The 20,346-nt window shown below is 70.4% G+C and carries 22 protein-coding genes; 17 read left to right on the top strand and 5 right to left on the bottom strand.

Annotated elements, in window-relative coordinates:
* The first annotated feature begins 38 nt into the window (after positions 1–38).
* The 8 genes from ACFYTQ_RS17525 (at position 39) to hisH (ending at position 9,160) form a co-directional block, all read left to right on the top strand.
* A complete protein-coding gene (locus ACFYTQ_RS17525) occupies positions 39–899 on the top strand; it encodes an arylamine N-acetyltransferase (RefSeq protein ID WP_387361810.1) in 861 nt (286 codons plus the stop codon).
* Between the two features lie 236 nt (positions 900–1,135).
* Entirely contained in the window at positions 1,136–2,908 is a 1,773-nt protein-coding gene (locus ACFYTQ_RS17530) for a penicillin-binding transpeptidase domain-containing protein (protein ID WP_387361812.1), read from the top strand.
* 206 nt (positions 2,909–3,114) lie between these two features.
* Complete coding sequence (locus ACFYTQ_RS17535) at positions 3,115–4,680, top strand: serine/threonine-protein kinase (RefSeq protein WP_387361814.1); 1,566 nt, start codon at positions 3,115–3,117, stop codon at positions 4,678–4,680.
* A 68-nt stretch (positions 4,681–4,748) separates the two neighbouring features.
* Positions 4,749–5,354 (top strand): maleylpyruvate isomerase family mycothiol-dependent enzyme, encoded by a 606-nt coding sequence (locus tag ACFYTQ_RS17540; RefSeq protein WP_387361816.1) that lies wholly within the window; start codon positions 4,749–4,751, stop codon positions 5,352–5,354.
* A 107-nt stretch (positions 5,355–5,461) separates the two neighbouring features.
* Entirely contained in the window at positions 5,462–6,799 is a 1,338-nt protein-coding gene (hisD, locus tag ACFYTQ_RS17545) for a histidinol dehydrogenase (protein ID WP_387362300.1), read from the top strand.
* Positions 6,796–7,914 carry a histidinol-phosphate transaminase gene (locus tag ACFYTQ_RS17550; protein WP_387361818.1) on the top strand — a complete coding sequence of 373 codons (1,119 nt, stop codon included), beginning with the start codon at positions 6,796–6,798 and terminating at the stop codon, positions 7,912–7,914. Before hisD ends, ACFYTQ_RS17550 begins: the two co-directional genes overlap by 4 nt.
* On the top strand, positions 7,911–8,531 hold the full coding sequence (gene hisB, locus ACFYTQ_RS17555; RefSeq protein WP_387361819.1) for an imidazoleglycerol-phosphate dehydratase HisB: 621 nt from the start codon (positions 7,911–7,913) through the stop codon (positions 8,529–8,531). The genes ACFYTQ_RS17550 and hisB overlap by 4 nt, the downstream gene beginning before the upstream one ends.
* Entirely contained in the window at positions 8,528–9,160 is a 633-nt protein-coding gene (gene hisH / locus ACFYTQ_RS17560) for an imidazole glycerol phosphate synthase subunit HisH (RefSeq protein ID WP_387361821.1), read from the top strand. The genes hisB and hisH overlap by 4 nt, the downstream gene beginning before the upstream one ends.
* A 4-nt stretch (positions 9,161–9,164) precedes the next feature.
* Here the strand turns inward: hisH and ACFYTQ_RS17565 are convergent, their stop codons facing one another.
* On the bottom strand, positions 9,165–9,635 hold the full coding sequence (locus ACFYTQ_RS17565; protein WP_387361823.1) for a hypothetical protein: 471 nt from the start codon (positions 9,633–9,635) through the stop codon (positions 9,165–9,167).
* 185 nt (positions 9,636–9,820) lie between these two features.
* Between ACFYTQ_RS17565 and priA the strand changes: the two genes are divergently transcribed.
* From priA to hisI, 4 genes are read left to right on the top strand one after another with little or no spacing between them, the layout of a single operon-like run.
* Positions 9,821–10,552 carry a bifunctional 1-(5-phosphoribosyl)-5-((5-phosphoribosylamino)methylideneamino)imidazole-4-carboxamide isomerase/phosphoribosylanthranilate isomerase PriA gene (gene priA / locus ACFYTQ_RS17570; protein WP_387361825.1) on the top strand — a complete coding sequence of 244 codons (732 nt, stop codon included), beginning with the start codon at positions 9,821–9,823 and terminating at the stop codon, positions 10,550–10,552.
* Positions 10,553–10,556: 4 nt separating this feature from the next.
* Complete coding sequence (locus tag ACFYTQ_RS17575; protein ID WP_387361827.1) at positions 10,557–11,378, top strand: inositol monophosphatase family protein; 822 nt, start codon at positions 10,557–10,559, stop codon at positions 11,376–11,378.
* Positions 11,375–12,148: an imidazole glycerol phosphate synthase subunit HisF gene (hisF, locus tag ACFYTQ_RS17580; protein ID WP_387361829.1), complete on the top strand. Its 774-nt coding sequence runs from the start codon at positions 11,375–11,377 to the stop codon at positions 12,146–12,148. The genes ACFYTQ_RS17575 and hisF overlap by 4 nt, the downstream gene beginning before the upstream one ends.
* Positions 12,145–12,489 carry a phosphoribosyl-AMP cyclohydrolase gene (gene hisI, locus ACFYTQ_RS17585; RefSeq protein ID WP_387361831.1) on the top strand — a complete coding sequence of 115 codons (345 nt, stop codon included), beginning with the start codon at positions 12,145–12,147 and terminating at the stop codon, positions 12,487–12,489. The genes hisF and hisI overlap by 4 nt, the downstream gene beginning before the upstream one ends.
* A gap of 22 nt (positions 12,490–12,511) precedes the next feature.
* Here hisI and ACFYTQ_RS17590 read toward each other — a convergent pair whose 3' ends face one another.
* The 4 genes from ACFYTQ_RS17590 to ACFYTQ_RS17605 all read right to left on the bottom strand — a co-directional run bounded on the left by ACFYTQ_RS17590 (position 12,512) and on the right by ACFYTQ_RS17605 (position 14,651).
* Entirely contained in the window at positions 12,512–13,012 is a 501-nt protein-coding gene (locus tag ACFYTQ_RS17590; RefSeq protein ID WP_387361833.1) for a MarR family winged helix-turn-helix transcriptional regulator, read from the bottom strand.
* Between the two features lie 154 nt (positions 13,013–13,166).
* Positions 13,167–13,760, bottom strand: a complete 594-nt coding sequence (locus tag ACFYTQ_RS17595; RefSeq protein WP_387361835.1) for a permease — start codon at positions 13,758–13,760, stop codon at positions 13,167–13,169.
* A 59-nt stretch (positions 13,761–13,819) separates the two neighbouring features.
* Positions 13,820–14,281, bottom strand: coding sequence for a peroxiredoxin (locus tag ACFYTQ_RS17600; RefSeq protein WP_387361837.1), 462 nt, complete (start codon positions 14,279–14,281; stop codon positions 13,820–13,822).
* A 52-nt stretch (positions 14,282–14,333) separates the two neighbouring features.
* Entirely contained in the window at positions 14,334–14,651 is a 318-nt protein-coding gene (locus tag ACFYTQ_RS17605; RefSeq protein ID WP_387361839.1) for a hypothetical protein, read from the bottom strand.
* A gap of 128 nt (positions 14,652–14,779) precedes the next feature.
* On the opposite strand from ACFYTQ_RS17605, the gene ACFYTQ_RS17610 reads away from it, so the two are divergent.
* The 5 genes from ACFYTQ_RS17610 (at position 14,780) to trpA (ending at position 20,279) form a co-directional block, all read left to right on the top strand.
* On the top strand, positions 14,780–16,345 hold the full coding sequence (locus tag ACFYTQ_RS17610) for an anthranilate synthase component I (protein ID WP_387361841.1): 1,566 nt from the start codon (positions 14,780–14,782) through the stop codon (positions 16,343–16,345).
* Positions 16,342–17,265 carry a TIGR02234 family membrane protein gene (locus tag ACFYTQ_RS17615; RefSeq protein WP_387361843.1) on the top strand — a complete coding sequence of 308 codons (924 nt, stop codon included), beginning with the start codon at positions 16,342–16,344 and terminating at the stop codon, positions 17,263–17,265. Before ACFYTQ_RS17610 ends, ACFYTQ_RS17615 begins: the two co-directional genes overlap by 4 nt.
* 145 nt (positions 17,266–17,410) lie before the next feature.
* On the top strand, positions 17,411–18,235 hold the full coding sequence (trpC, locus tag ACFYTQ_RS17620; protein WP_387361845.1) for an indole-3-glycerol phosphate synthase TrpC: 825 nt from the start codon (positions 17,411–17,413) through the stop codon (positions 18,233–18,235).
* Positions 18,232–19,491: a tryptophan synthase subunit beta gene (gene trpB, locus ACFYTQ_RS17625; RefSeq protein WP_387361847.1), complete on the top strand. Its 1,260-nt coding sequence runs from the start codon at positions 18,232–18,234 to the stop codon at positions 19,489–19,491. Before trpC ends, trpB begins: the two co-directional genes overlap by 4 nt.
* Complete coding sequence (gene trpA, locus ACFYTQ_RS17630) at positions 19,488–20,279, top strand: tryptophan synthase subunit alpha (RefSeq protein WP_387361849.1); 792 nt, start codon at positions 19,488–19,490, stop codon at positions 20,277–20,279. The genes trpB and trpA overlap by 4 nt, the downstream gene beginning before the upstream one ends.
* Positions 20,280–20,346: the final 67 nt, after the last annotated feature.

A 20,346-nucleotide genomic window follows, 5' to 3' on the forward strand; every position in this document is an offset into this window, starting at 1 on the left:
CTACGAGTTGACCCAAGGGATCGACAACGGAGGTGACGATGAACAAGCCCGCGGACGCGGCGTATCACTGGGACGGCGACGCCCTGGATCTGGACGGCTATCTCACGCGCATCGGCTTCGAGGGGGAGCGGACGGCGAGCGTGGCGACGCTGCGAGCGTTGCAGTACGCCCACACCACCACGATCCCGTTCGAGAACTTCGAGCCGGTGTTCGGGCGTGCGCTGCCGTTGGATCTGGAAGCGTTGCAGGACAAGATGATTCGCGGTCGGCGGGGCGGCTACTGCTACGAGAACGTGGGGCTGTTCGCGGCCGCGCTGGAACGACTCGGGTTCGGCGTCACCGGATTGCAGGGGCGGGTGAGCATGGGTGCGGGCGGGGTGCGTCCGGCCACCCACGCCCTGCTGCGGGTCACCACGGCCGACGACGAGCGGGTCTGGTTGTGCGACGTCGGTTTCGGGGCGGGGCCGCTGGCGCCGCTCGAACTGAATCCGGACGCGGGGGAGGTGACGGCGGGGCAGTGGCGCTTCCGGCTCGAGCGCGGGCGCGGGGAACTGGACAGCGAACTGTGGACGCTGCATCAATTCGGCAAGGACGGGTGGGTCGACCGGCACAGCTTCACGCTGAACCCGCAGTACCGCATCGACTTCGTGGTCGGCAACCACTTCGTCGCCACCTCGCCGCGCTCGCCGTTCGTGACCCGGCCCTACGTGCAGCGGTTCCACCCCGACGTCCACTACGTGCTCGACAACACCACCTTCATCACCGAATATCCGGACGGCACCGCCGATATCCGCGACCTGGAACCGGCCGAGTTGCCCAAGATCGTCGCCGAGGTCTTCGATATCGAGCTCACCCCGGCGGACGCGGAGCGGTTGGCCACCGGGTTTTGGTTGGGGTGAGCGGGCGGCCCCGGCCGGTGCCGAACGTTTGGCCACCGGCTTTTGGTTGGGGTGAGTGAGCGGCCCCGGCCGGTGCCGAGCGGTCGGCCACCGGCTTTCGGCTGGGGTGAGTGATCGGCTCACCCCGGCGGACGCCGAGCGTTCGGCCACCGGATTTTGGTGTGAGCGGGCGGGATGACACCCGACAAAACGTACGTTTCCGGGGGCTTCTCGGGGTGGCCGGTAGGGTCGGGCGGGTGCGCACGAGTACGAAGCTGGTCGCCCTGTTCGCCGCCCCGATTCTCGCCCTCGCCGCCTGCTCGGGCGACAAGACGACCGACCGGTTGAACAGCACCGTGCACACCTTCGCCGACGCGCTGGGCCGGGAGGATCCGGCGGCGGCCGCGGCGGTCACCAGCGATCCCGCGCAGGCGTCGGAGACGCTGGGCAAGCTGTTCGACAGCCTCGGCAAGGATGTGCGGGTCGAGGTCGGCACGGTCGACAAGAACGACGCCGGGGCCACGTTCACGCTGAACACGACGTGGAAACTCGGTCAGGGCGGCAAGAACGAGTGGGCCTACACCACCACCGGCACCGCGGTGCGCGCGGGCGAGGGGTGGAAGATCCACTGGAATCCGGCGACCGTCGCGCCCGGACTGGACGCGGGACCGCTGAGTTACGGCCCGGTCTATCCCGATCCGGCGGCGCGGGTGCTCGATCGGGGCGGGGCGGAGTTGCTCACCCAGCAGGTGGTCACGCTGGTGAACGTGGCGCCCGGCGCGGACGTGAACGGCGTTGCGGCGCTGCTGAATCCGATCGATCCGAGTATCACCCCGGAGTCGCTGCAAGCCCAATTGTCCGGTGCGCAAGGCAAATCCGTCACCGCGATCTCCCTGCGCGAGGCCGATCTCGCCCCGATCTCCGCGCCGCTGGCCGCGCTGCCCGGCGTGACCCTCGCCCCGCAGACGCGGCTGCTGGCCACCGACAAGACGCTCAGTTCGCCGACGTTGTCGGGGTTGTCGGAGCTGTGGCAGCACGCCGCCGACGACGCGGCGGGCTGGGCGGTGCGCGCGCAGACCGCCACCGGCACGCAGCGCGTCGGCGGGCAGGACGCGAAACCCGTCGCCGACATCGCCAGCACCCTCGATCTGGGGATGCTGCGTTCCGCCGAGGCCGCGCTCGCGCCGATCGCGACGCCCGCGGCGATGGTCGTCATCCAGCCCTCCACGGGAAATGTGTTGGCGCTGGCGCAGAACGCGCCCGCCGACGGGCAGGGGCCGATCGCGCTCACCGGGCTGTATCCGCCGGGTTCGACCTTCAAGACCGTCACCGTGTCTGCGGCGTTGCAGGCCGGGCAGGTCACCCCGGACACCGTGGTCAGCTGCCCGGGCACCGAGAACATCGAGGGGCGCCAGATTCCCAACGACGACAACTTCGATCTGGGGCAGGTGCCGCTGCACACCGCGTTCGCCCGTTCCTGCAATACCACCATGGGGCGGCTCGCGGTGAACCTGCCGCCGGACGGACTCACCAAGGCGGCCGCGCAACTCGGGCTCGGCGTCGACTACACCGCGCCCGGGATGACGACCGTCATCGGCAAGGTGCCCACCGCGGACACTCCGGCGTTGCGGGTCGAGGAGGGCATCGGGCAGGGCAAGGTGACGGCGTCGCCGTTCGGCATGGCGTTGCTCGCCGCGGCCATCGCGCGCGGTTCGGTGCCCGCCCCGACGATAGTCGCCGGGAAAGCCGGTGTCGCCGACCACAATCCGGATCCGCTCCCGGCGGGGATCGCCGATCAGGTGAAGGCGATGATGCGCGAGACCATCACCGGCGGCACCGCCACCCAATTGCGCGACATCCCCGGCATGTTGGGCAAGACGGGCACCGCCGAGTACATCGATGACAAGCACGCGCACGGCTGGTTCGTCGGCATCGACGGTGATCTGGCGCTCGCGGTGTTCGTCTCCGACGCGGGCGGTTCGGGTCCGGCCGTGGACGCCGCGGGACGGTTTCTGCGCGACCAGAAGTGAGCTTCGTCACGGGAGGTCGCGGTCCCGTCACACAGTGATCTCGCCTTCACCGCACAGGTGTCGGACATATTTCGCTCGGATCTCACTCCGGCGTCGGAGGTCCCGGTCGGGGCCGCTACACTCGTCCGGGGAACAAGCGGGCAACCGCCCCTCGGTAAGTCACGGATCGCGGAGAAACTCGGAGTAGTGCCATCGAAACCGGCCAAGTGATCGCAGGGCATTACCGCCTGGTCGAACGGATTGGTAGCGGCGGCACAGGCGTCGTTTGGCGTGCCGTCGACGAACGTCTGGAACGATCCGTCGCGATCAAACAGATCCTCACCCAGCCCAGTCTGCCGCCGGGTGAGAAGGACATCGTGCGCCAGCGCGCCTCGCGCGAGGCCCGCAACGCCGCCCGCTTCCAACACCCCAATGCCATCGTGGTTTTCGACATCACCGACCACGAGGGCGATCCGTGCCTGATCATGGAGTACCTGCCGTCGCAGAGTCTGGCCGTGGTGCTGGCCTCGCAGGGCACGCTGCCGCTGCCGCAGGTCGCGCGGATCGGTGAGCAGGTGGCCTCGGCGCTGGTGGCCGCGCATCGGGCGGGCATCGTGCACCGGGACGTCAAGCCGGGCAACGTGCTGTTGGGGGAGAACCACACCGTCAAGATCACCGACTTCGGCATCTCCAAGGCCAAGGGCGACGTGACGCTGACCGCGACCGGATTGATCTCCGGCACCGCGGCGTATCTCGCGCCGGAGGTGGCGCGCGGCGCGGAGCCGAGCCCCGCCGCCGACGTCTTCGCCTTGGGCGCAACGCTTTTCCACGCGCTGGAGGGCGAACCGCCCTACGGCACCAACCCGAATCCGCTCGCGCTGCTCTACGCCGCCGCCAACGGCCAGCTCAAGCAGCCGCGCAACGCCGGGCCGCTGACCGATCTGCTGCTGGATCTGCTCAGCTTCGATCCCGAGGATCGCCCGAGCATGACCGAGGTCCGCGACCACCTCGCCGATTTCGCCGACTACGGCGCCGATTCCGAGCCCACCCACATGCTCGCGACCCGCCGCCCAGCCACCCGCCGCCAGGCCACCCGGACACTGGATCGCCGTGCGGCGCAGGCGGATATCTCCACGGCCGAGATGATGGCAACGGCCGCAACGATTTCCGAGCCGGAGATGGCTCCCGTGCGCCCCGCCGCCCCGGGCGCGCATCCGACGCGGTCGCATCCGGTGCAGTCCCAGGTGTTGGAGGAGGCCCCAGCGGGCAACCGCAAACCGCTGTTGTTCGTGGGTGGGTTCGCGGTGGGGCTGGTGATCGTGGCCGTGGTGTTGGCGGCGATGTTCAGTAACTCGGGGTCGGGATCGTCCGGGGCGCAGACGAATTCGACGTCTGTCGCGGCGTCGGCCAGCGCCAGCAGCACGGCGTCGGCGAACGCGGCGCTCGGGCAGACCAAGGGCGTGAGCGACGCGGATGTCGGCTTGGCCGCATCCATGATCGAAAAGCAGTTCTACAACGCCATTCTGGACTCCGACTACGACACGGCGTGGTCGCATCTCACCCCTGCGGCTCAGCAGGTGTACGGGAGTGAGGATGCGTTCCAGACGTACTGGTCGCAGCACCAGATCACGCACTACTCCGAGATCGAGGGCGTGCGAAACACCCCCAACTCCGACGGTTCCGTGGACATGCGGGTGTCGAGCCTCAGCTACGGCGGCAAGACCAAGACGAATGTGCCGCTGCGCGTAATCAATTCGAAGTCAGGTCCGCAGATCGATAGCGATACTCGCTGAGCGAAACCGGCAGGGGCTGGGCGGTTTCCGGCGTTCCCGAATCATGGCGGTGGCGTTAGGCTTCGGGTATGAGCACGCGAGAGATGTTGCGGGGGGAGCGCGCCGAGTTGGTGGCGTTGCTGCGTGGGTTGTCGGATGCGGAGTGGTTGGCGCCGTCGTTGTGTGCGGGGTGGCGGGTGCGGGATGTGGTGGGGCATCTGTTGTACGACTCGGTTTCGCTGCTCGATTACGCGGGGGTGTCGGTGCGGAGCCGGTTGTCGTTCGATGGGACCAACAACGCGCTCGTGGATCGGTTCCGGTCGTTGTCGACGGCGGAGTTGGTGGATCGGCTGGAGAACTCCGGGGAGCACATCACGCGGTTCATGCCGGGGGTGGGGCTGGCGGACATGCTCGTTCATCAGCAGGACATTCGGCGGCCGCTCGGGAAGCCGCGGGAGATTCCGGCCGAGCGGTTGCGGTTCGTGCTGAGCCATCCGGATCCGTTCGCCCAGCCCAAGCGGTATGTCCGGGGGCTTCGGCTGGTCGCCACGGATGTGGAGTGGTCGCAGGGGTCCGGGCCGGAGGTGCGCGGGCCGGGGGAGGCGCTGGCCCTGGCGATGGTCGGGCGGGCGATCGCGCTCGCCGATCTCGAGGGGGAGGGGCTGGAGACGTTGCGCGGGCGCATGCCGGGCTGAATCCGCACGCCGACGGCGGTGAATAACCACTGGCACCGACCCGATAGTCTGGTAGCTGGCCCTCGAGCCCTCCGATGACCAGCACCGACGAAGGATTCGCCACCGCCATGACATCCCGCATCGAGCTCGCCCGCGTCGATCTGCGCGGTCGTACTCCCACCGCCGCCGAGCTGCGCGCCGCGCTGCCGCGCGGGGGAGTCGACGTCGACTCGGTGCTGCATCAGGTGCGGCCGGTGGTCGAGGCGGTCCGCGATCGCGGGGTGGCCGCGGCCATCGAGTTCAGCGAGCGTTTCGACGGGGTCGCGCCCGCCGCGGTGCGGGTTCCGGCCGCCGAACTGGAACGGGCCCTGGCCGAACTCGATCCGGCCGTGCAGGCCGCGCTCGAGGTCGCCATCGCCCGCACCCGCGCCGTGCACGCCGACCAGCGCCGCACCGACACCACCACCCAGGTCGTGCCCGGCGGCACGGTGACCGAGCGCTGGGTGCCGGTCGAACGGGTCGGGCTGTACGTGCCCGGCGGCAATGCCGTCTACCCGTCCAGCGTCGTGATGAACGTGGTGCCCGCCCAGGCCGCGGGCGTCGAATCCCTCGTGGTCGCCTCGCCTCCGCAGGCGCGCTTCGGCGGGCTGCCGCATCCGACCATCCTGGCCGCCGCACGGCTGCTCGGCGTCGCGGAGGTGTGGGCGGTCGGCGGCGCGCAGGCCGTCGCGCTGCTGTCCTACGGCGGCACCGACACCGACGGCGCCCGCCTCGATCCGGTCGACATGATCACCGGCCCCGGCAACATCTACGTCACCGCCGCCAAACGGCTGTGCCGCGGCCTGGTCGGCATCGACGCCGAGGCCGGGCCCACCGAGATCGCCGTGCTCGCCGACGCCACCGCCGACCCCGCGCACGTCGCCGCCGACCTGATCAGCCAGGCCGAACACGATGTGCTCGCCGCCAGCGTGCTGGTCACCGACAGCGTCGAGCTGGCCGATGCCGTGGACGCCGCGATCAACGCGCAGCTGGACGTCGTCAAACATCGTGAGCGCGTGTCGGAGGCGTTGTCCGGCAAGCAATCCGGCGTCGTCCTCGTCGACGACATCGCGCAGGGCCTGCGCGTGGTCAACGCCTACGCCGCCGAACACCTCGAGATCCAGACCGCCGACGCGCCCGCCGTCGCGGCCCGGGTGCGCAGCGCCGGAGCGGTTTTCGTGGGCCCGTGGTCCCCGGTCAGCCTCGGCGACTACTGCGCGGGCTCCAATCACGTCCTGCCCACCGCGGGCTGCGCCCGGCACTCCTCGGGGCTGAGCGTGCAGACCTTCCTGCGCGGCATCCACGTGGTCGACTACAGCGAGGCCGCGCTGAAAGACGTTGCCGGACATGTCGTCGCGCTCGCCGACGCCGAGGATCTGCCCGCGCACGGGCAGGCCGTGCGGATCCGATTCGAGGCGCTGTCGTGACCGCCCCCGGTTCGGCCGTCACCCTCGACGATCTGCCGCTGCGGGAAACCCTGCGCGGCAAGAAGCCGTATGGCGCACCGCAATTGACGGTCCCGGTGCAGCTGAACACCAACGAGAATCCGCATCCGCCCAGCCGGGCGTTGATCGACGATGTCGCCGAGGCCATTCGCGCCGCCGCCGCCGACCTGCACCGCTACCCGGATCGGGACGCGGTCGCGCTGCGCGGCGACCTCGCGGCGTACCTGACCCGGCAGACCGGGGTGGCGCTGGACGTGTCGAATGTGTGGGCGGCCAACGGGTCCAACGAGATCCTGCAACAGCTGTTGCAGGCGTTCGGCGGAAGCGGCCGCAGCGCAATGGGTTTCGTGCCGTCGTACTCGATGCACCCGATCATCTCCGAGGGCATCGACACCGAATGGGTCGAGGCCAAGCGCGCCGCGGACTTCTCCCTCGACGTCGACTACGCGCTCGCCTGCATCGGTGAACGCCGCCCCGATATCGTCTTCGTGACCAGCCCCAACAATCCCACCGGGCACAGCATTCCGCTCGCCGACCTGGTTCGCGTCCTCGACGCGGCCCCGGGTCTGGTGATCGTGGACGAGGCGTACGCCGAATTCTCCGGCGCGCCCAGCGCGATCGAGCTGATCGACCGCTATCCGGCGAAACTCGTTGTGACCCGGACGATGTCGAAGGCGTTCGCGTTCGCCGGGGGACGGCTGGGGTATCTGGCCGCCGCGCCCGCGGTGATCGACGCGCTGCTGCTGGTGCGCCTGCCCTATCACCTGTCGGTGGTCACGCAGGCGGCCGCGCGGGCGGCGCTGCGGCACGCCGACGAGACGCTGGCCTCGGTCGCCGAACTCGCCGCCCAGCGCGACCGGGTGGCGAAGTCGTTGCGGGAGATGGGTTTCGAGGTCGCCCCGAGCGACGCGAACTTCCTGCTGTTCGGCCGGTTCGCCGACGCCCCGGCGGCCTGGCAGAAGTACCTGGACGAGGGCGTGCTCATCCGCGACGTCGGCATCCCCGGCTATCTGCGGACCACGATCGGCCTCGCCGCCGAGAACGACGAATTCCTGCGGGTCAGCGCGAAGCTGGTCGGGACGGAGGTGGTGTCATGAGTGAGAACCGGACCGCGCGGGTGGAACGCACCACCAAGGAGTCCAGCATCGTCGTCGAGCTGGATCTCGACGGCACCGGGCGCACCGACATCGCCACCGGCGTGCCGTTCTACGACCACATGCTCACCGCGCTCGGCGCGCACGCCAGTTTCGATCTGTCGGTGCGCGCGGAGGGCGATATCGAGATCGAGGCGCATCACACCGTCGAGGACACCGCCATCGTGTTCGGGCAGGCCCTCGGCAAGGCGCTCGGCGACAAGCAGGGCATCCGCCGATTCGGCGACGCGTTCATCCCGATGGACGAGACCCTCGCGCACGCCGCGGTCGACGTCTCCGGGCGACCGTACTGTGTGCACACCGGCGAGCCGGAACACCTGCTGCACACCGTGATTCCGACCAACGGGCCCGGCGCGCCGTACTCGACCGTGTTGAACCGGCACGTCTTCGAGTCGATCGCGCTCAATGCCCGCATCGCCCTGCACGTTCGGGTGCTCTACGGCCGCGACCAGCATCACGTCACCGAGGCCGAATACAAGGCGGTGGCACGGGCTTTGCGCGCGGCGGTGGAGTACGACCCGCGGGTGTCGGGCGTCCCGTCGACGAAGGGAACGCTGTGAGCAAGACCGTCGCGCTGCTGGACTACGGCTCGGGCAATCTGCACTCGGCGCAGCGCGCGCTGATCCGCGCGGGCGCCGACGTCACCGTCACCGCCGACCACGAGATCGCCTTGGCCGCGGACGGTTTGGTGGTGCCCGGCGTCGGCGCGTTCGCCGCCTGTATGGACGGGCTGCGGTCGGTGCGCGGGGAACGCATCATCGGCAAGCGGCTGGCCGGGGGGCGGCCGGTGCTCGGCATCTGTGTGGGGATGCAGATCCTGTTCGCGCGCGGCGTCGAATTCGGGGTGGAGAGCGAGGGCTGCGCCGAATGGCCCGGCACCGTCGAACGCCTGCCCGCCCCCATCCTGCCGCACATGGGCTGGAACACCGTGTCCGCGCCCGCCGACAGCGTCCTGTTCGCGGGCATGGACGCCGACACCCGCTTCTACTTCGTGCACTCCTACGCCGCCCAGAAATGGGAGTGGACCGACGAGGGCCCGCTGTCCCCGGCCCGCCTCACCTGGGCCGAACACGGAGGGCCGTTTTTGGCCGCGGTCGAGAACGGGCCCCTGAGCGCGACCCAGTTCCACCCGGAGAAGTCCGGGGACGCGGGGGCCGCGCTCCTGCGGAACTGGGTGGCGTCGCTGTAACCCCTTAGGTCTGGACGGGATCCACGTGGTCGGCGAGCCAGCGGCCGTCGACGTTGCCGAGGTTCACGCGGAGGACCGTGCGGTTGGGGCGGGGGATGCCGAAGGTGGCGTCGCTGCGGGTGTTCTGGTCGACGGTGACGACGGTTTGCGCGTGGGCGGGATCGGAGGTGTCGGTGCGGCATTCGACGGCGACGGCCTCGGCGCGGGTGTGCGCGGCCTCCGCGCGGGCGCGGCGGTCCTCGGCGGAACCCTCGAACTGGCCGCGGAACTCGCCGGTGGAGCGGTCCAGGACGCGGCGGGTGTAGTCGTCGTAGTTGGCGTAGTCGTAGGTGGTGAACTGCCAGCCGAAATCGCAGGCCGCCTGGGTCAGCGGATCGGTGGGCGCGGCGCCGGCGGGCGGGGCCGCCAGGGCGATGGTCGCGACGAACGCCGATGGCAGTGCGAACGCCAAGCGCCGCAAGCACATCCGGGACATGGCTCACCCCTCGTGGTCGATGACGTGGACAAACGACTCGGTGTCCGGGCCCCCGCACCATGACACATCCTCTGTCATCTGTTTCCCGCCGACCGGCCCGTCAAACCCCTGGCACCGCGTGACCGGCGTCCCAAACGGGACATCCCGATGCGGGAAACGGGAAGTCAGCCCAGTAAGCTGCGCACGTGAGTCTTGTGCTGCTACCCGCCGTCGATGTCGCCAATGGTGAGGCCGTGCGCCTGGTCCAGGGGGAGGCCGGGAGCGAAACCAGCTACGGCGCGCCGCGCGACGCCGCGCTCGCCTGGCAGGAGGCCGGGGCCGAGTGGGTGCACCTCGTGGACCTCGACGCAGCCTTCGGACGCGGCTCCAATCGGGACCTGCTCGCCGAGGTCGTCGGCGAACTCGACGTGAAGGTCGAACTGTCCGGCGGCATCCGCGACGACGAGTCGCTGAAGGCCGCCCTGGCCACCGGCTGCGCCCGGGTCAACATCGGCACCGCCGCCCTCGAGGATCCGGTGTGGTGCGCCCGCGCGATCGCCGAATACGGCGACAAGATCGCCGTCGGCCTCGACGTGCGGCTCATCGACGGCGAGTACCGGCTGCGCGGGCGCGGCTGGGTCAGCGACGGCGGCGACCTGTGGGAGGTGCTCGAACGCCTCGAACGCGACGGCTGCACCCGCTACGTCGTCACCGATGTCACCAAGGACGGCACCCTCACCGGCCCCAATCTGGATCTGCTGCGCGAGGTCGCCAATGCCGCCGAGGCCCCGGTGATCGCGTCGGGCGGGGTGTCCACCCTCGACGATCTGCGGGCCATCGCGGAGCTGACCGACGACGGGGTGGAGGGCGCGATCGTCGGAAAGGCGCTCTACGCGGGCCGATTCACGCTGCCCGACGCGCTGGCGGCGGTGCGCTGAGGCGATGACCGTCCGGGACCGCAGCGCGGTGCTCGCCACGGCGAGCGAGATTTTGGATTCGGCCACAGCGCGTTTCGCCGAGGGGATCGGCGCGCCCAGCGCGGTGCAGAAGGGCCGCGGCGACTTCGCCACCGCCCTGGACCTCGAACTCGAGCGCACCCTCTCCGCGCGGCTGCGCGAACACACCGGAATCCCGGTGCACGGCGAGGAGTTCGGCGGCCCCGAACTCAGCTCCGGCACGGCGTGGGTGCTCGACCCGATCGACGGCACCTTCAACTACTCCAACGGGCATCCGCTGTCGGGGATGCTGCTGGCGCTGGTCGACGACGGCGTACCGGTGCTCGGCCTGACCTGGCTGCCGCTGCTCGGCCGCCGTTACGCCGCCACCCTCGACGGGCCGGTGCTGTTGGACGGAAAACCGTTGCCGCCCTTGGCTTCCGCGCGGCTGTCCGATGTGATGATCGGCTTCGGGGCGTTCAACATCGACAGCCACGGCCGCATCCCGGGGCGGTTCCGCTTCGATCTGCTCGGCGCGCTGAGCCGGTTGTCGGGGCGGATGCGCATGCACGGCTCGACGGGCATCGATCTGGCGTTCACCGCCTCCGGGGTGCTCGGCGGCGCGATCGTGTTCGGCCATCACCCCTGGGACAACGCCGCCGGGGTGGTGCTGGTGCGCGCGGCCGGGGGCGTGGTCACCGATCTGCGCGGCGAGGAGTGGACGCTGGACTCCAAATCCGTGCTGGCCGCCGCGCCCGGGGTGCACGCCGAACTGCTCGAGATGATCGATATCGCGGTCGAGAGCGCCGCGGAGGAGAGGACCGAATGACCCTCGCCGTACGCGTGATTCCGTGCCTGGACGTGGACGCCGGGCGCGTGGTGAAGGGCGTGAACTTCGAGAACCTGCGCGACGCGGGCGATCCGGTGGAACTGGCCGCCGCCTACGACGCCCAGGGCGCGGACGAGTTGACCTTCCTCGACGTCACCGCCTCCTCCGGCGACCGCGGCACCATGATCGATGTGGTGACGCGCACGGCGGAGCAGATCTTCATCCCGCTCACCGTCGGCGGCGGCGTGCGCACGGTCGACGACGTGGACCGGCTGCTGCGCGCGGGCGCGGACAAGGTCTCGGTCAACACCGCGGCCATCGCCGCGCCGGAGATCCTGCGCGAGATGTCGGAGCGGTTCGGCTCGCAGTGCATCGTGCTGTCGGTGGACGCGCGCCGCGTGCCGGAGGGCAATCCGCCGACCCCGTCGGGCTGGGAGGTCACCACGCACGGCGGCAAGCGCAGCACCGGCATCGACGCGATCGAATGGGCCGCGCGCGGAGCCGAATTGGGGGTCGGGGAGATCCTGTTGAACTCGATGGACGCCGACGGCACCAAGGCCGGATTCGATCTGGCCATGCTCACCGCGGTGCGCGCGGCGGTGTCGGTGCCGATCATCGCCAGCGGCGGCGCGGGCGCGGTCGGCGACTTCGCCCCGGCCGTGCGCACGGGCGCGGACGCGGTGCTGGCCGCGAGCGTGTTCCACTTCGGCGACCTGACCATTCCGCAGGTCAAGGACGCCATGCGGGCCGAAGGTATCGTCGTACGGTGACCACGAGTTTGGATCCGGCCATCGCGGCCCGCCTCAAGCGCAACGAGGCCGGGCTCGTCGCGGCCATCGCGCAGGAACGCGCCACCGGCGCCGTGCTGATGATGGCGTGGATGGACGACGAGGCCCTCGCGCGCACGCTGGCCACCCGCAAGGCCACCTACTATTCGCGCTCGCGGCAGCAGTACTGGGTCAAGGGCGAGACGTCCGGGCACACCCAGTACGTGCACGAGGTCCGCCTCGACTGCGACGGCGACGCCCTGCTGCTGATCGTCGATCAGGAGGGCGCGGCCTGCCACACCGGCACCCACACCTGCTGGGACGGGGACGTCCTGCTCGACTGAGAGTCCTTGCGGCCCTGGGGATTCAGTCCCCGGGCGGGCTGGGGCGTCCGCTGGACTGCCCGATGCCCCGCTCGACCCCGAGCTCGAGCTGGCGGACCAGCGCCGTGGCCAGTTCGAGCAGCTCCCGGGTCTGGTTCTCGTCCAGCCCGTCGAACACCAGCCCGCGCACGGCGTCGAGATAGCCGGGCGTCGCCTCCTGCACCTTGCGGAAGCCCGCGTCGGTGAGTACGGCGTGCGCGCCGCGGCGGCCGGGCAGCACCTCGCGATGGGCCCAACCGAGCCGTTCCAGTTTGGTCACGACATGCGACAGGCGGGATAGCGAGGCATTTGCCTTATAGGCGAGTTCGCTCAACTGAAGGCGATGACCGGCCTCTTCGGAAAGCACTGCCATGACCAGATATTCGAAGTGAGTGACCCCCGACTCGCGCTGTAGCTGCGTGTCCATCGCCGCGGGCAGCCGCGTCGTCAGCGCGACAAGTGTTCGCCACGCTTGCTGTTCGATGGGATCCAACCACTTCGTCACTTCGCGACCTCTCTTGCAGCCAAGTGACGTGATTTCATTGGCAATCTGACTACTTATCGAGACTTCAATTCACGGTCACTCGCGGCCTCAAGTTTGCCACGGTTTCGCTCGCTGGCAACCCCGTTCCGAATGACGTGACATCTATCACCACTGGTCAGACGCCCGGATCGGGGTATTCGCCCGGTGGCGGCGCGGGCGCGACCGGGCGCGCTGCGGTGTCGGCTCGATGTTTGCCTCCGCGCTTGCGCAGCCGCCGGCGGGTCAGCAGGAACAGCAGCAGCACGAACAGGACGGCCGCGACGATCGCGCCGACGAGCGTCGCCCCGCGGAAGCCCGGCGCGTCGACGTCGAGGACGCGCTCACCGGCGTGCGCGGCGTTGCTGCCGCCCGCGACGATCGACAGCGTCATGAGATTGGGGAGCGCGGCGACGATCGCCAGCACGGCCGCGGCCCCGGCGACGAACCGGCCCCCGCGCCGCCGCCACATCAGCGCGGCCGCGAGCAACAGCAGCAGCGGTATGAGCGTGCCCGCGAAACCGAGCACGAGCCCGGACCAGATGCCCTTGGCGAAACTACCGTGCCCGGACATGTCCGAGACGCGCTGCGCCCACCACCTCGGAATGAACGCGGACAGCACCAGATACGCGATGACCAGCACCACGATCACCAGCCCGAGGCCGATGATCCGGTTGCGCCACGGGTGCGCGGATCCGGTGCCGGAAGGTTGCTCCACGGTCGGCGACGTCATACCCCTCAGGGTATGCGCTCGACCGCCGCTCGGGTCGTTGTGCCGAATGGCGTTTCGGATCAGCCCTTTCGCTGGCTCAGGAACTCCAGCGCGGCGTCCGCGTGGTGATTCGCCCGCAGTTCGCTCGCGATCACGGTGAGAATGGTTCCGTCCGTATCGATGACGAACGTCTGCCGCTTGACCGGGGCCAGCCTGCCGAGCAGGCCGCGCTTGACGCCGAACTGCTCGGCGACCGTGCCGTCGGCGTCGGACAGCACCGGATAGGCCAGGCCCTGCTTGTCGGCGAAGCCCGCCTGGGTGTCCACCGAATCGGTGCTGATGCCCGCGCAGGACGCGCCGAGGGCGGCGAATTCGGCCGTGAGATCGCGGAAGTGGCACGCTTCGGCCGTGCACACGGGGGTGTTGGCGGCCGGGTAGAAGAACAACACCAGCGGCCCGTCGGCCAGTAGTGCGTCGAGGGAGCGGGCGGTGCCCGTCTGATCGGGCAGTTCGAACCGGGGAGCGCGCTGGCCTTGCTTCATGACAGGGACAGTACCGGGCGCGCGACGCGCCCGGCACCGCTGCGAGAGGCGGTCAGACGCCGAGCAGGGCGGCCACTTCCGGGTTCTTGATCTGCATGACGTCGAGGATGCCGTGCGCCTTGAGGAACGGCTTCAGTTCCCTGATGCGGTCGGTGTGCTCGGCGTACTCCTGCGGGAAGTTGCCGGGATCGAGGCTCTCCAGCGCCTTGACGTAGGTGACGAACGAGGCGAGCGCGTTGTGCTTGCCCGGCACGAGCGGGGGCGCCTGGTTCATGTTCATCATCCGGGGCGGCTGGGTGGGCATGCCGCCCATCGGCTGTCCGGCAGCGCGCCGCGGACCCTCCTTCGACGTCGGCTGCGAGGGGTACATCGCGGGGAACTCCTCTCTCGGGTGGCTTGTGTTCGTCCTACTTATTCGTGGCCGGACCGGGCTCGGCTGTGTGTGAATGCCGCGGGGTCCGCCGAAACCCGGTTGTCCGTGCCTGGAATGATGAAGAAATGCACGGCCCCGCAACCGACCGTCTCGGAGAGTCCACCACCACGACCCGCGAGCAGTTCCGAGCGCTGGCGGCCGAGCACCGCGTGGTGCCGGTGGTCCGAAAGGTGTTGGCGGACTCGGAGACTCCGCTGTCGACGTATCGCAAGCTGGCCGCCGATCGGGCGGGCACGTTCCTGCTCGAGTCCGCGGAGAACGGGCGCTCGTGGTCGCGCTGGTCGTTCATCGGGGCGGGCAGTCCCAGCGCGTTGACCGTGGTGGACGGGGAAGCGGCCTGGCTCGGCGCGGCGCCCGCCGACGCGCCGTCGGGGGGCGAACCGCTGCTCGCCCTGCGGGACACGCTCGAACTCCTGCGCACCGAACGGCTGCCCGGCCTGCCGCCGCTGACCGGCGGGCTGGTCGGCTACTTCGCCTACGACATCGTGCGCCGCCTCGAACGCCTGCCCGAACACGCCGCCGACGATCTGCGCGTGCCGGACATGGTGATGCTGCTGGCCACCGATCTGGCCGCGTTCGACCATCACGAGGGCGCGATCACGCTCATCGCCAACGCCGTGAACTGGAACGGTACCGACGAGCGGGTAGACGAGGCGTACGACGACGCGCTCGCGCGCCTGGACCGGATGACCGCCGCGCTGGCCGCGCCCGCCGAGTCGACGGTGTCGATCTTCGACCGGCCCGAGCCGGACTATCGGCGCCGCCGCACGGCCGAGGAGTTCGGCGCGGGGGTGCGGCGGCTGGTCGAGGAGATCGAGGCGGGCGAGGCGTTCCAGGTGGTGCTGTCGCAGCGGTTCGAGATGGACTACGACGGCAGCCCGCTGGATCTGTACCGGATGCTGCGGGCGTCGAATCCGAGCCCGTACATGTATCTGCTGCACGTGCCGGACGGGTCGGGCGGCACCGCGTTCTCCATCGTCGGGTCCAGCCCGGAATCGCTGGTGACGGTGAAGGAGGGCGTGGCCACCACCCATCCGATCGCCGGAACCCGTTGGCGCGGAACGACTCTCGAGGACGATGTGCTGCTCGAGAAGGATCTGCTGGCCGACGAGAAGGAGAACGCCGAGCATCTGATGCTCGTGGATCTGGGCCGCAACGATCTGGGCCGGGTGTGCCGGCCGGGCACCGTGCGCGTCACCGACTACCGGCACGTCGAACGCTACAGCCATGTGATGCACCTGGTTTCGACGGTGTCGGGCACGCTCGCCGAGGGCCGGATCGCGCTCGACGCGGTGCAGGCGTGCTTCCCGGCGGGCACGCTGTCGGGCGCGCCGAAGGTCCGGGCGATGGAACTCATCGAGGAACTCGAGCCCACCCGGCGTGGCGTGTACGCGGGCGTGGTCGGCTATCTCGACTTCGCGGGCGACGCGGACACCGCCATCGCCATCCGCACCGCCCTGCTCAAGGACGGCATCGCCTACGTCCAGGCGGGCGCGGGCATCGTCGCCGACTCCAAGGCCGAATACGAGGACGCCGAGTCCCGCAACAAGGCCATGGCCGTCCTCAAGGCCGTCGCCGCCGCCCGCACCGTCCGCACGTTCGCCCCCGATATTGACGGCAAGGCCGAATGAGCTCCCCGGGAACCGAACCGCCGCACGGGGATTCGAGCGAGGCGCCGGGCGCGGCCGGGGCCGCCGCGCGGGCGGAGCCCGATACGGCGGGCACCGAGCGGGCCGGGGTCGCCGAGGGGGTGGAGCCGGATGCGGCGGGCACCGAGCGGGTCGGGGCCGAGGGGGCGGACGCGCGCACGAGGGGCGAGCGGGCCGAGGACGCGGGGGCGGCGGGGTCGTCGGAAGGCGCACCGGCACAGGGCGGTACGGGGGCGAAGACACGGCGGTATCCGGTCGGGGCGGTGGTGTTGCTGGTGGTGGCGGCGGGGGCGTTGTGGGCGTCGTCGCGGCTGACCTGGGTGACGTTGCGGTCGTCGGACGGGTTGACCGAGCCGCGGACGCGGGAGTTGAACGGGGGCTTGTGGTTCGGGGCCATGACGCCGCTTGCGCTGGTGTTGCTCGCGGCGGTCGCGGCGGTGCTGGCGACGCGTGGATGGCTGCGGCGGCTGGTGGGGGTGGTGGTCGCGGTCGTGGCGGCGATGGCCGCCGTGCCGGGGTTCGCCCTGCTCACCCACCACGGCAAGGTGGCCGAACGGGCCGCGCGGCTGGCCGAACTGCCCGCGCGGGCGCAGGTCGAGCAGGTCACCACGGCCGCGTTCCCGGCGCTGCTGAGCGTTCTCGGCGCGCTGGCCGCGTTCGCTGCGGGAGTGTTGCTGGCCCGGATGCCGCAGACCTCGCCCCGGCTCTCGGGACGGTACGACAATCCGGTCTTCCGGCGGGCCGACGCGGCCGGGCAGGTCGCGCAGCGGCAGGCGAAAGCCGCCGCGCCGCAAGCGGATTCGAGCGAATCCGCCGAGCCGGGGCAGCTGTCGGAGCGGGTGCTGTGGGACGCGCTGGACGCCGGAACCGACCCGACCGACGACGATCCCGGCCGCCGATGAACGCCCCGCCACGCCGTCGCCATACCGAACACCCCGCCTTCGGTGCGCGAAACATAGCCATTTACTCTTTATCAGCATCGGTGAGACAGCGCCTGGGGGGATTCTCAGGCAGCAAGTCCGTCTCCCCAGAAAGGATTCGAGCCAGATGACGGTACTCGACTCGATTCTCGACGGGGTCCGTGCGGATGTGGCCGCTCGGGAAGCCCTCCTGGATTTCCAGGCCGTCAAGAAGGCCGCCGCCGCGGCGCCCCCGCCGCGCAACGGACTCGCCGCGCTGCATCAGGACGGGGTCGGGGTCATCGCCGAGGTCAAGCGCGCCAGCCCCTCCAAGGGCTCGCTGGCCGACATCCCCGACCCGGCCCAGTTGGCCAAGGCGTACGAGGACGGCGGCGCGCGCATCATCAGCGTCCTCACCGAACAGCGCCGCTTCCACGGCTCGCTCGACGACCTGGACGCCGTGCGCGCGGTGGTCGACGTGCCGATCCTGCGCAAGGACTTCGTCGTCGGCCCGTACCAGATCCACGAGGCCCGCGCCCACGGCGCCGACGTCATCCTGCTGATCGTGGCCGCCCTGGAACAGGACGTGCTGTCCTCGCTCATCGATCGCACCGAATCGCTGGGCATGACCGCCCTGGTCGAGGTGCACACCGAGGAGGAGGCCGATCGCGCGCTCACCGCGGGCGCGTCGGTCATCGGCGTCAACGCCCGCAATCTCAAGACCCTCGAGGTCGATCGCGACGTCTTCGCCCGCATCGCCCCCGGCCTGCCGACCGAGGTGATTCGGGTGGCCGAGTCCGGCGTCAACGGCACCGCCGACCTGCTCGCCTACGCGGGCGCGGGCGCGGACGCCGTGCTCGTCGGCGAGAGCCTGGTCACCAGCGGCGATCCGCGCGTGGCGGTCTCCGAACTGGTCACCGCGGGCACCCATCCGTCCTGCCCGCGCCCGCTGCGCCGGGGAGCCACCCGATGACCGACGGCTCGACCGCCCTGCCGCAGGCCAGCGCGGGCATCGCCCAGCGCAGCCACGAACCCGATCCGGGCGGCCACTTCGGCGTCTACGGCGGCAGGCACGTGCCCGAGGCGCTGATGGCGGTGATCGAGGAGGTCACCGCCGAATACGACAAGGTGCGCGTCGATCCGTCCTTCCTGAACGAACTCGACCGGTTGCAGCGCGACTACACCGGCCGGCCGTCGCCGGTCTTCGAGTGCACGCGCCTCGCCGAGCACGCGGGCGGCGCGCGGATCGTGCTCAAGCGGGAAGACCTGAACCACACCGGATCTCACAAGATCAACAATGTGCTGGGGCAGGCGCTGCTCGCCAAGCGGATGGGCAAGTCGCGGGTCATCGCCGAGACGGGCGCGGGGCAGCACGGCGTCGCCACGGCGACCGCGTGCGCGCTGCTCGGCCTGGACTGTGTGGTCTACATGGGCGCGGTCGACACCGCGCGGCAGGCGCTGAACGTGGCCCGGATGCGGTTGCTCGGCGCGCGGGTCGTGTCGGTGACCACCGGGTCGCAGACCCTCAAGGACGCCATCAACGAGGCGTTGCGCGACTGGGTCACCAATGCCGACGACACCTACTACTGCTTCGGTACGGCCGCGGGGCCGCATCCGTTCCCGCTGATGGTGCGCGACTTCCAGCGCGTGGTCGGGCTGGAGGCGCGCGCCCAGGTGCTCGCGCTGACCGGTCGGCTGCCCGACGCCGTAACCGCTTGTGTCGGTGGGGGTTCCAACGCGATCGGCATCTTTCACCCCTTCCTCGAGGACACCGGCGTGCGGCTGATCGGGTTCGAGGCGGCGGGCGACGGCGTCGAAACCGGAAGGCACGCGGCCACTTTCACGGGCGGCCGGCCGGGGGCGTTCCAGGGCGCGTACTCCTACCTGTTGCAGGACGAGGACGGCCAGACCATCGAATCCCATTCCATCTCAGCGGGTTTGGACTATCCCGGCGTCGGGCCCGAGCACGCCTACCTCAAGGACATCGGCCGCGCCGAGTACCGTCCGATCACCGATGTCGAGGCGATGGACGCGCTGCTGCTGCTGTCCCGGACCGAGGGCATCATCCCGGCCATCGAATCCGCGCACGCCGTCGCGGGCGCGGTGGCGCTGGGCCGGGAACTGGGCGAGGGCGCGATCGTGCTGGTGAACCTGTCCGGTCGCGGCGACAAGGACATGGACACCGCGGCCCGCTGGTTCGGGCTGTTCGACGAGGAGACCGTGCAGTGAGTCGTCTGGGCAGCACCTTCGCCGCCTGCCGTGCCGAGAACCGGGCCGCGCTGATCGGCTACCTGCCCGCCGGGTTCCCGGATCTGGCCGGTTCGATCGCCGCCTGCACCGCCATGGTCGAATCCGGTTGCGACATCATCGAAGTCGGCGTCGCCTACTCCGATCCGGTGATGGACGGGCCCACCATCCAGGCCGCCACCGAACAGGCGTTGCGCGGCGGGGTGCGGGTGCGCAACGTGTTCGCCGTGGTCGAGGCGATCAGCGCGGCGGGCGGCAGGCCGGTGGTCATGACGTACTGGAATCCCGTGTTGCAGTACGGCGTCGACCGTTTCGCGCGCGATCTGGCCGCCGCGGGTGGCCTCGGCATGATCACCCCCAATCTCATCCCCGAGGAGGCCGACGGCTGGTTCGCCGCGTCGCGCGCCCACGACCTGGACCGCATCTTCCTCGTCGCCCCCTCCTCCACCGAGGAGCGCCTGGTCGCCACCCTCGAGGCCACCAGCGGTTTCGTCTACGCCGCCTCCACCATGGGCGTCACCGGCGCCCGCGACACCGTCTCCTCGATGGCCCCCGAACTGTGCGCCCGCGTCCGCGCCCACTCCGACATCCCGATCGGCGTCGGCCTCGGCGTCCGCAACGGCACCCAGGCCGCCGAGATCGCCGCCTATGCCGACGGGGTGATCGTGGGTTCGGCTCTGGTCTCGGCGGCGGCGGAGAGCCTGGACGCGGTGCGGACGCTGACGGCCGAATTGGCCGAGGGCGTGCGCTCGGCGACCGTCGCGTCCTGACCGCGAAATCAGCGTGGGTCGTGCGGGCTGCCCGGGTGTCCGGGTGATCGCTGGGTAAGCTGGGCGC

The organism is Nocardia sp. NPDC004068 (genome assembly GCF_042874315.1).
GTDB lineage: Bacteria > Actinomycetota > Actinomycetes > Mycobacteriales > Mycobacteriaceae > Nocardia.

Excerpts from the sequence above, each read along its gene's own strand:
- ACFYTQ_RS17525 (WP_387361810.1), top strand. The coding sequence starts at position 39 with ATGAACAAGCCCGCGGACGCGGCGTATCACTGGGACGGCGACGCCCTG.
- ACFYTQ_RS17540 (WP_387361816.1), top strand. The coding sequence starts at position 4,749 with ATGAGCACGCGAGAGATGTTGCGGGGGGAGCGCGCCGAGTTGGTGGCG.
- hisD (WP_387362300.1), top strand. The coding sequence starts at position 5,462 with ATGACATCCCGCATCGAGCTCGCCCGCGTCGATCTGCGCGGTCGTACT.
- hisB (WP_387361819.1), top strand. The coding sequence starts at position 7,911 with ATGAGTGAGAACCGGACCGCGCGGGTGGAACGCACCACCAAGGAGTCC.
- ACFYTQ_RS17565 (WP_387361823.1), bottom strand. The coding sequence starts at position 9,635 with ATGTCCCGGATGTGCTTGCGGCGCTTGGCGTTCGCACTGCCATCGGCG.
- ACFYTQ_RS17575 (WP_387361827.1), top strand. The coding sequence starts at position 10,557 with ATGACCGTCCGGGACCGCAGCGCGGTGCTCGCCACGGCGAGCGAGATT.
- hisF (WP_387361829.1), top strand. The coding sequence starts at position 11,375 with ATGACCCTCGCCGTACGCGTGATTCCGTGCCTGGACGTGGACGCCGGG.
- ACFYTQ_RS17595 (WP_387361835.1), bottom strand. The coding sequence starts at position 13,760 with ATGACGTCGCCGACCGTGGAGCAACCTTCCGGCACCGGATCCGCGCAC.
- ACFYTQ_RS17600 (WP_387361837.1), bottom strand. The coding sequence starts at position 14,281 with ATGAAGCAAGGCCAGCGCGCTCCCCGGTTCGAACTGCCCGATCAGACG.
- ACFYTQ_RS17605 (WP_387361839.1), bottom strand. The coding sequence starts at position 14,651 with ATGTACCCCTCGCAGCCGACGTCGAAGGAGGGTCCGCGGCGCGCTGCC.
- ACFYTQ_RS17610 (WP_387361841.1), top strand. The coding sequence starts at position 14,780 with ATGCACGGCCCCGCAACCGACCGTCTCGGAGAGTCCACCACCACGACC.
- ACFYTQ_RS17615 (WP_387361843.1), top strand. The coding sequence starts at position 16,342 with ATGAGCTCCCCGGGAACCGAACCGCCGCACGGGGATTCGAGCGAGGCG.
- trpC (WP_387361845.1), top strand. The coding sequence starts at position 17,411 with ATGACGGTACTCGACTCGATTCTCGACGGGGTCCGTGCGGATGTGGCC.
- trpB (WP_387361847.1), top strand. The coding sequence starts at position 18,232 with ATGACCGACGGCTCGACCGCCCTGCCGCAGGCCAGCGCGGGCATCGCC.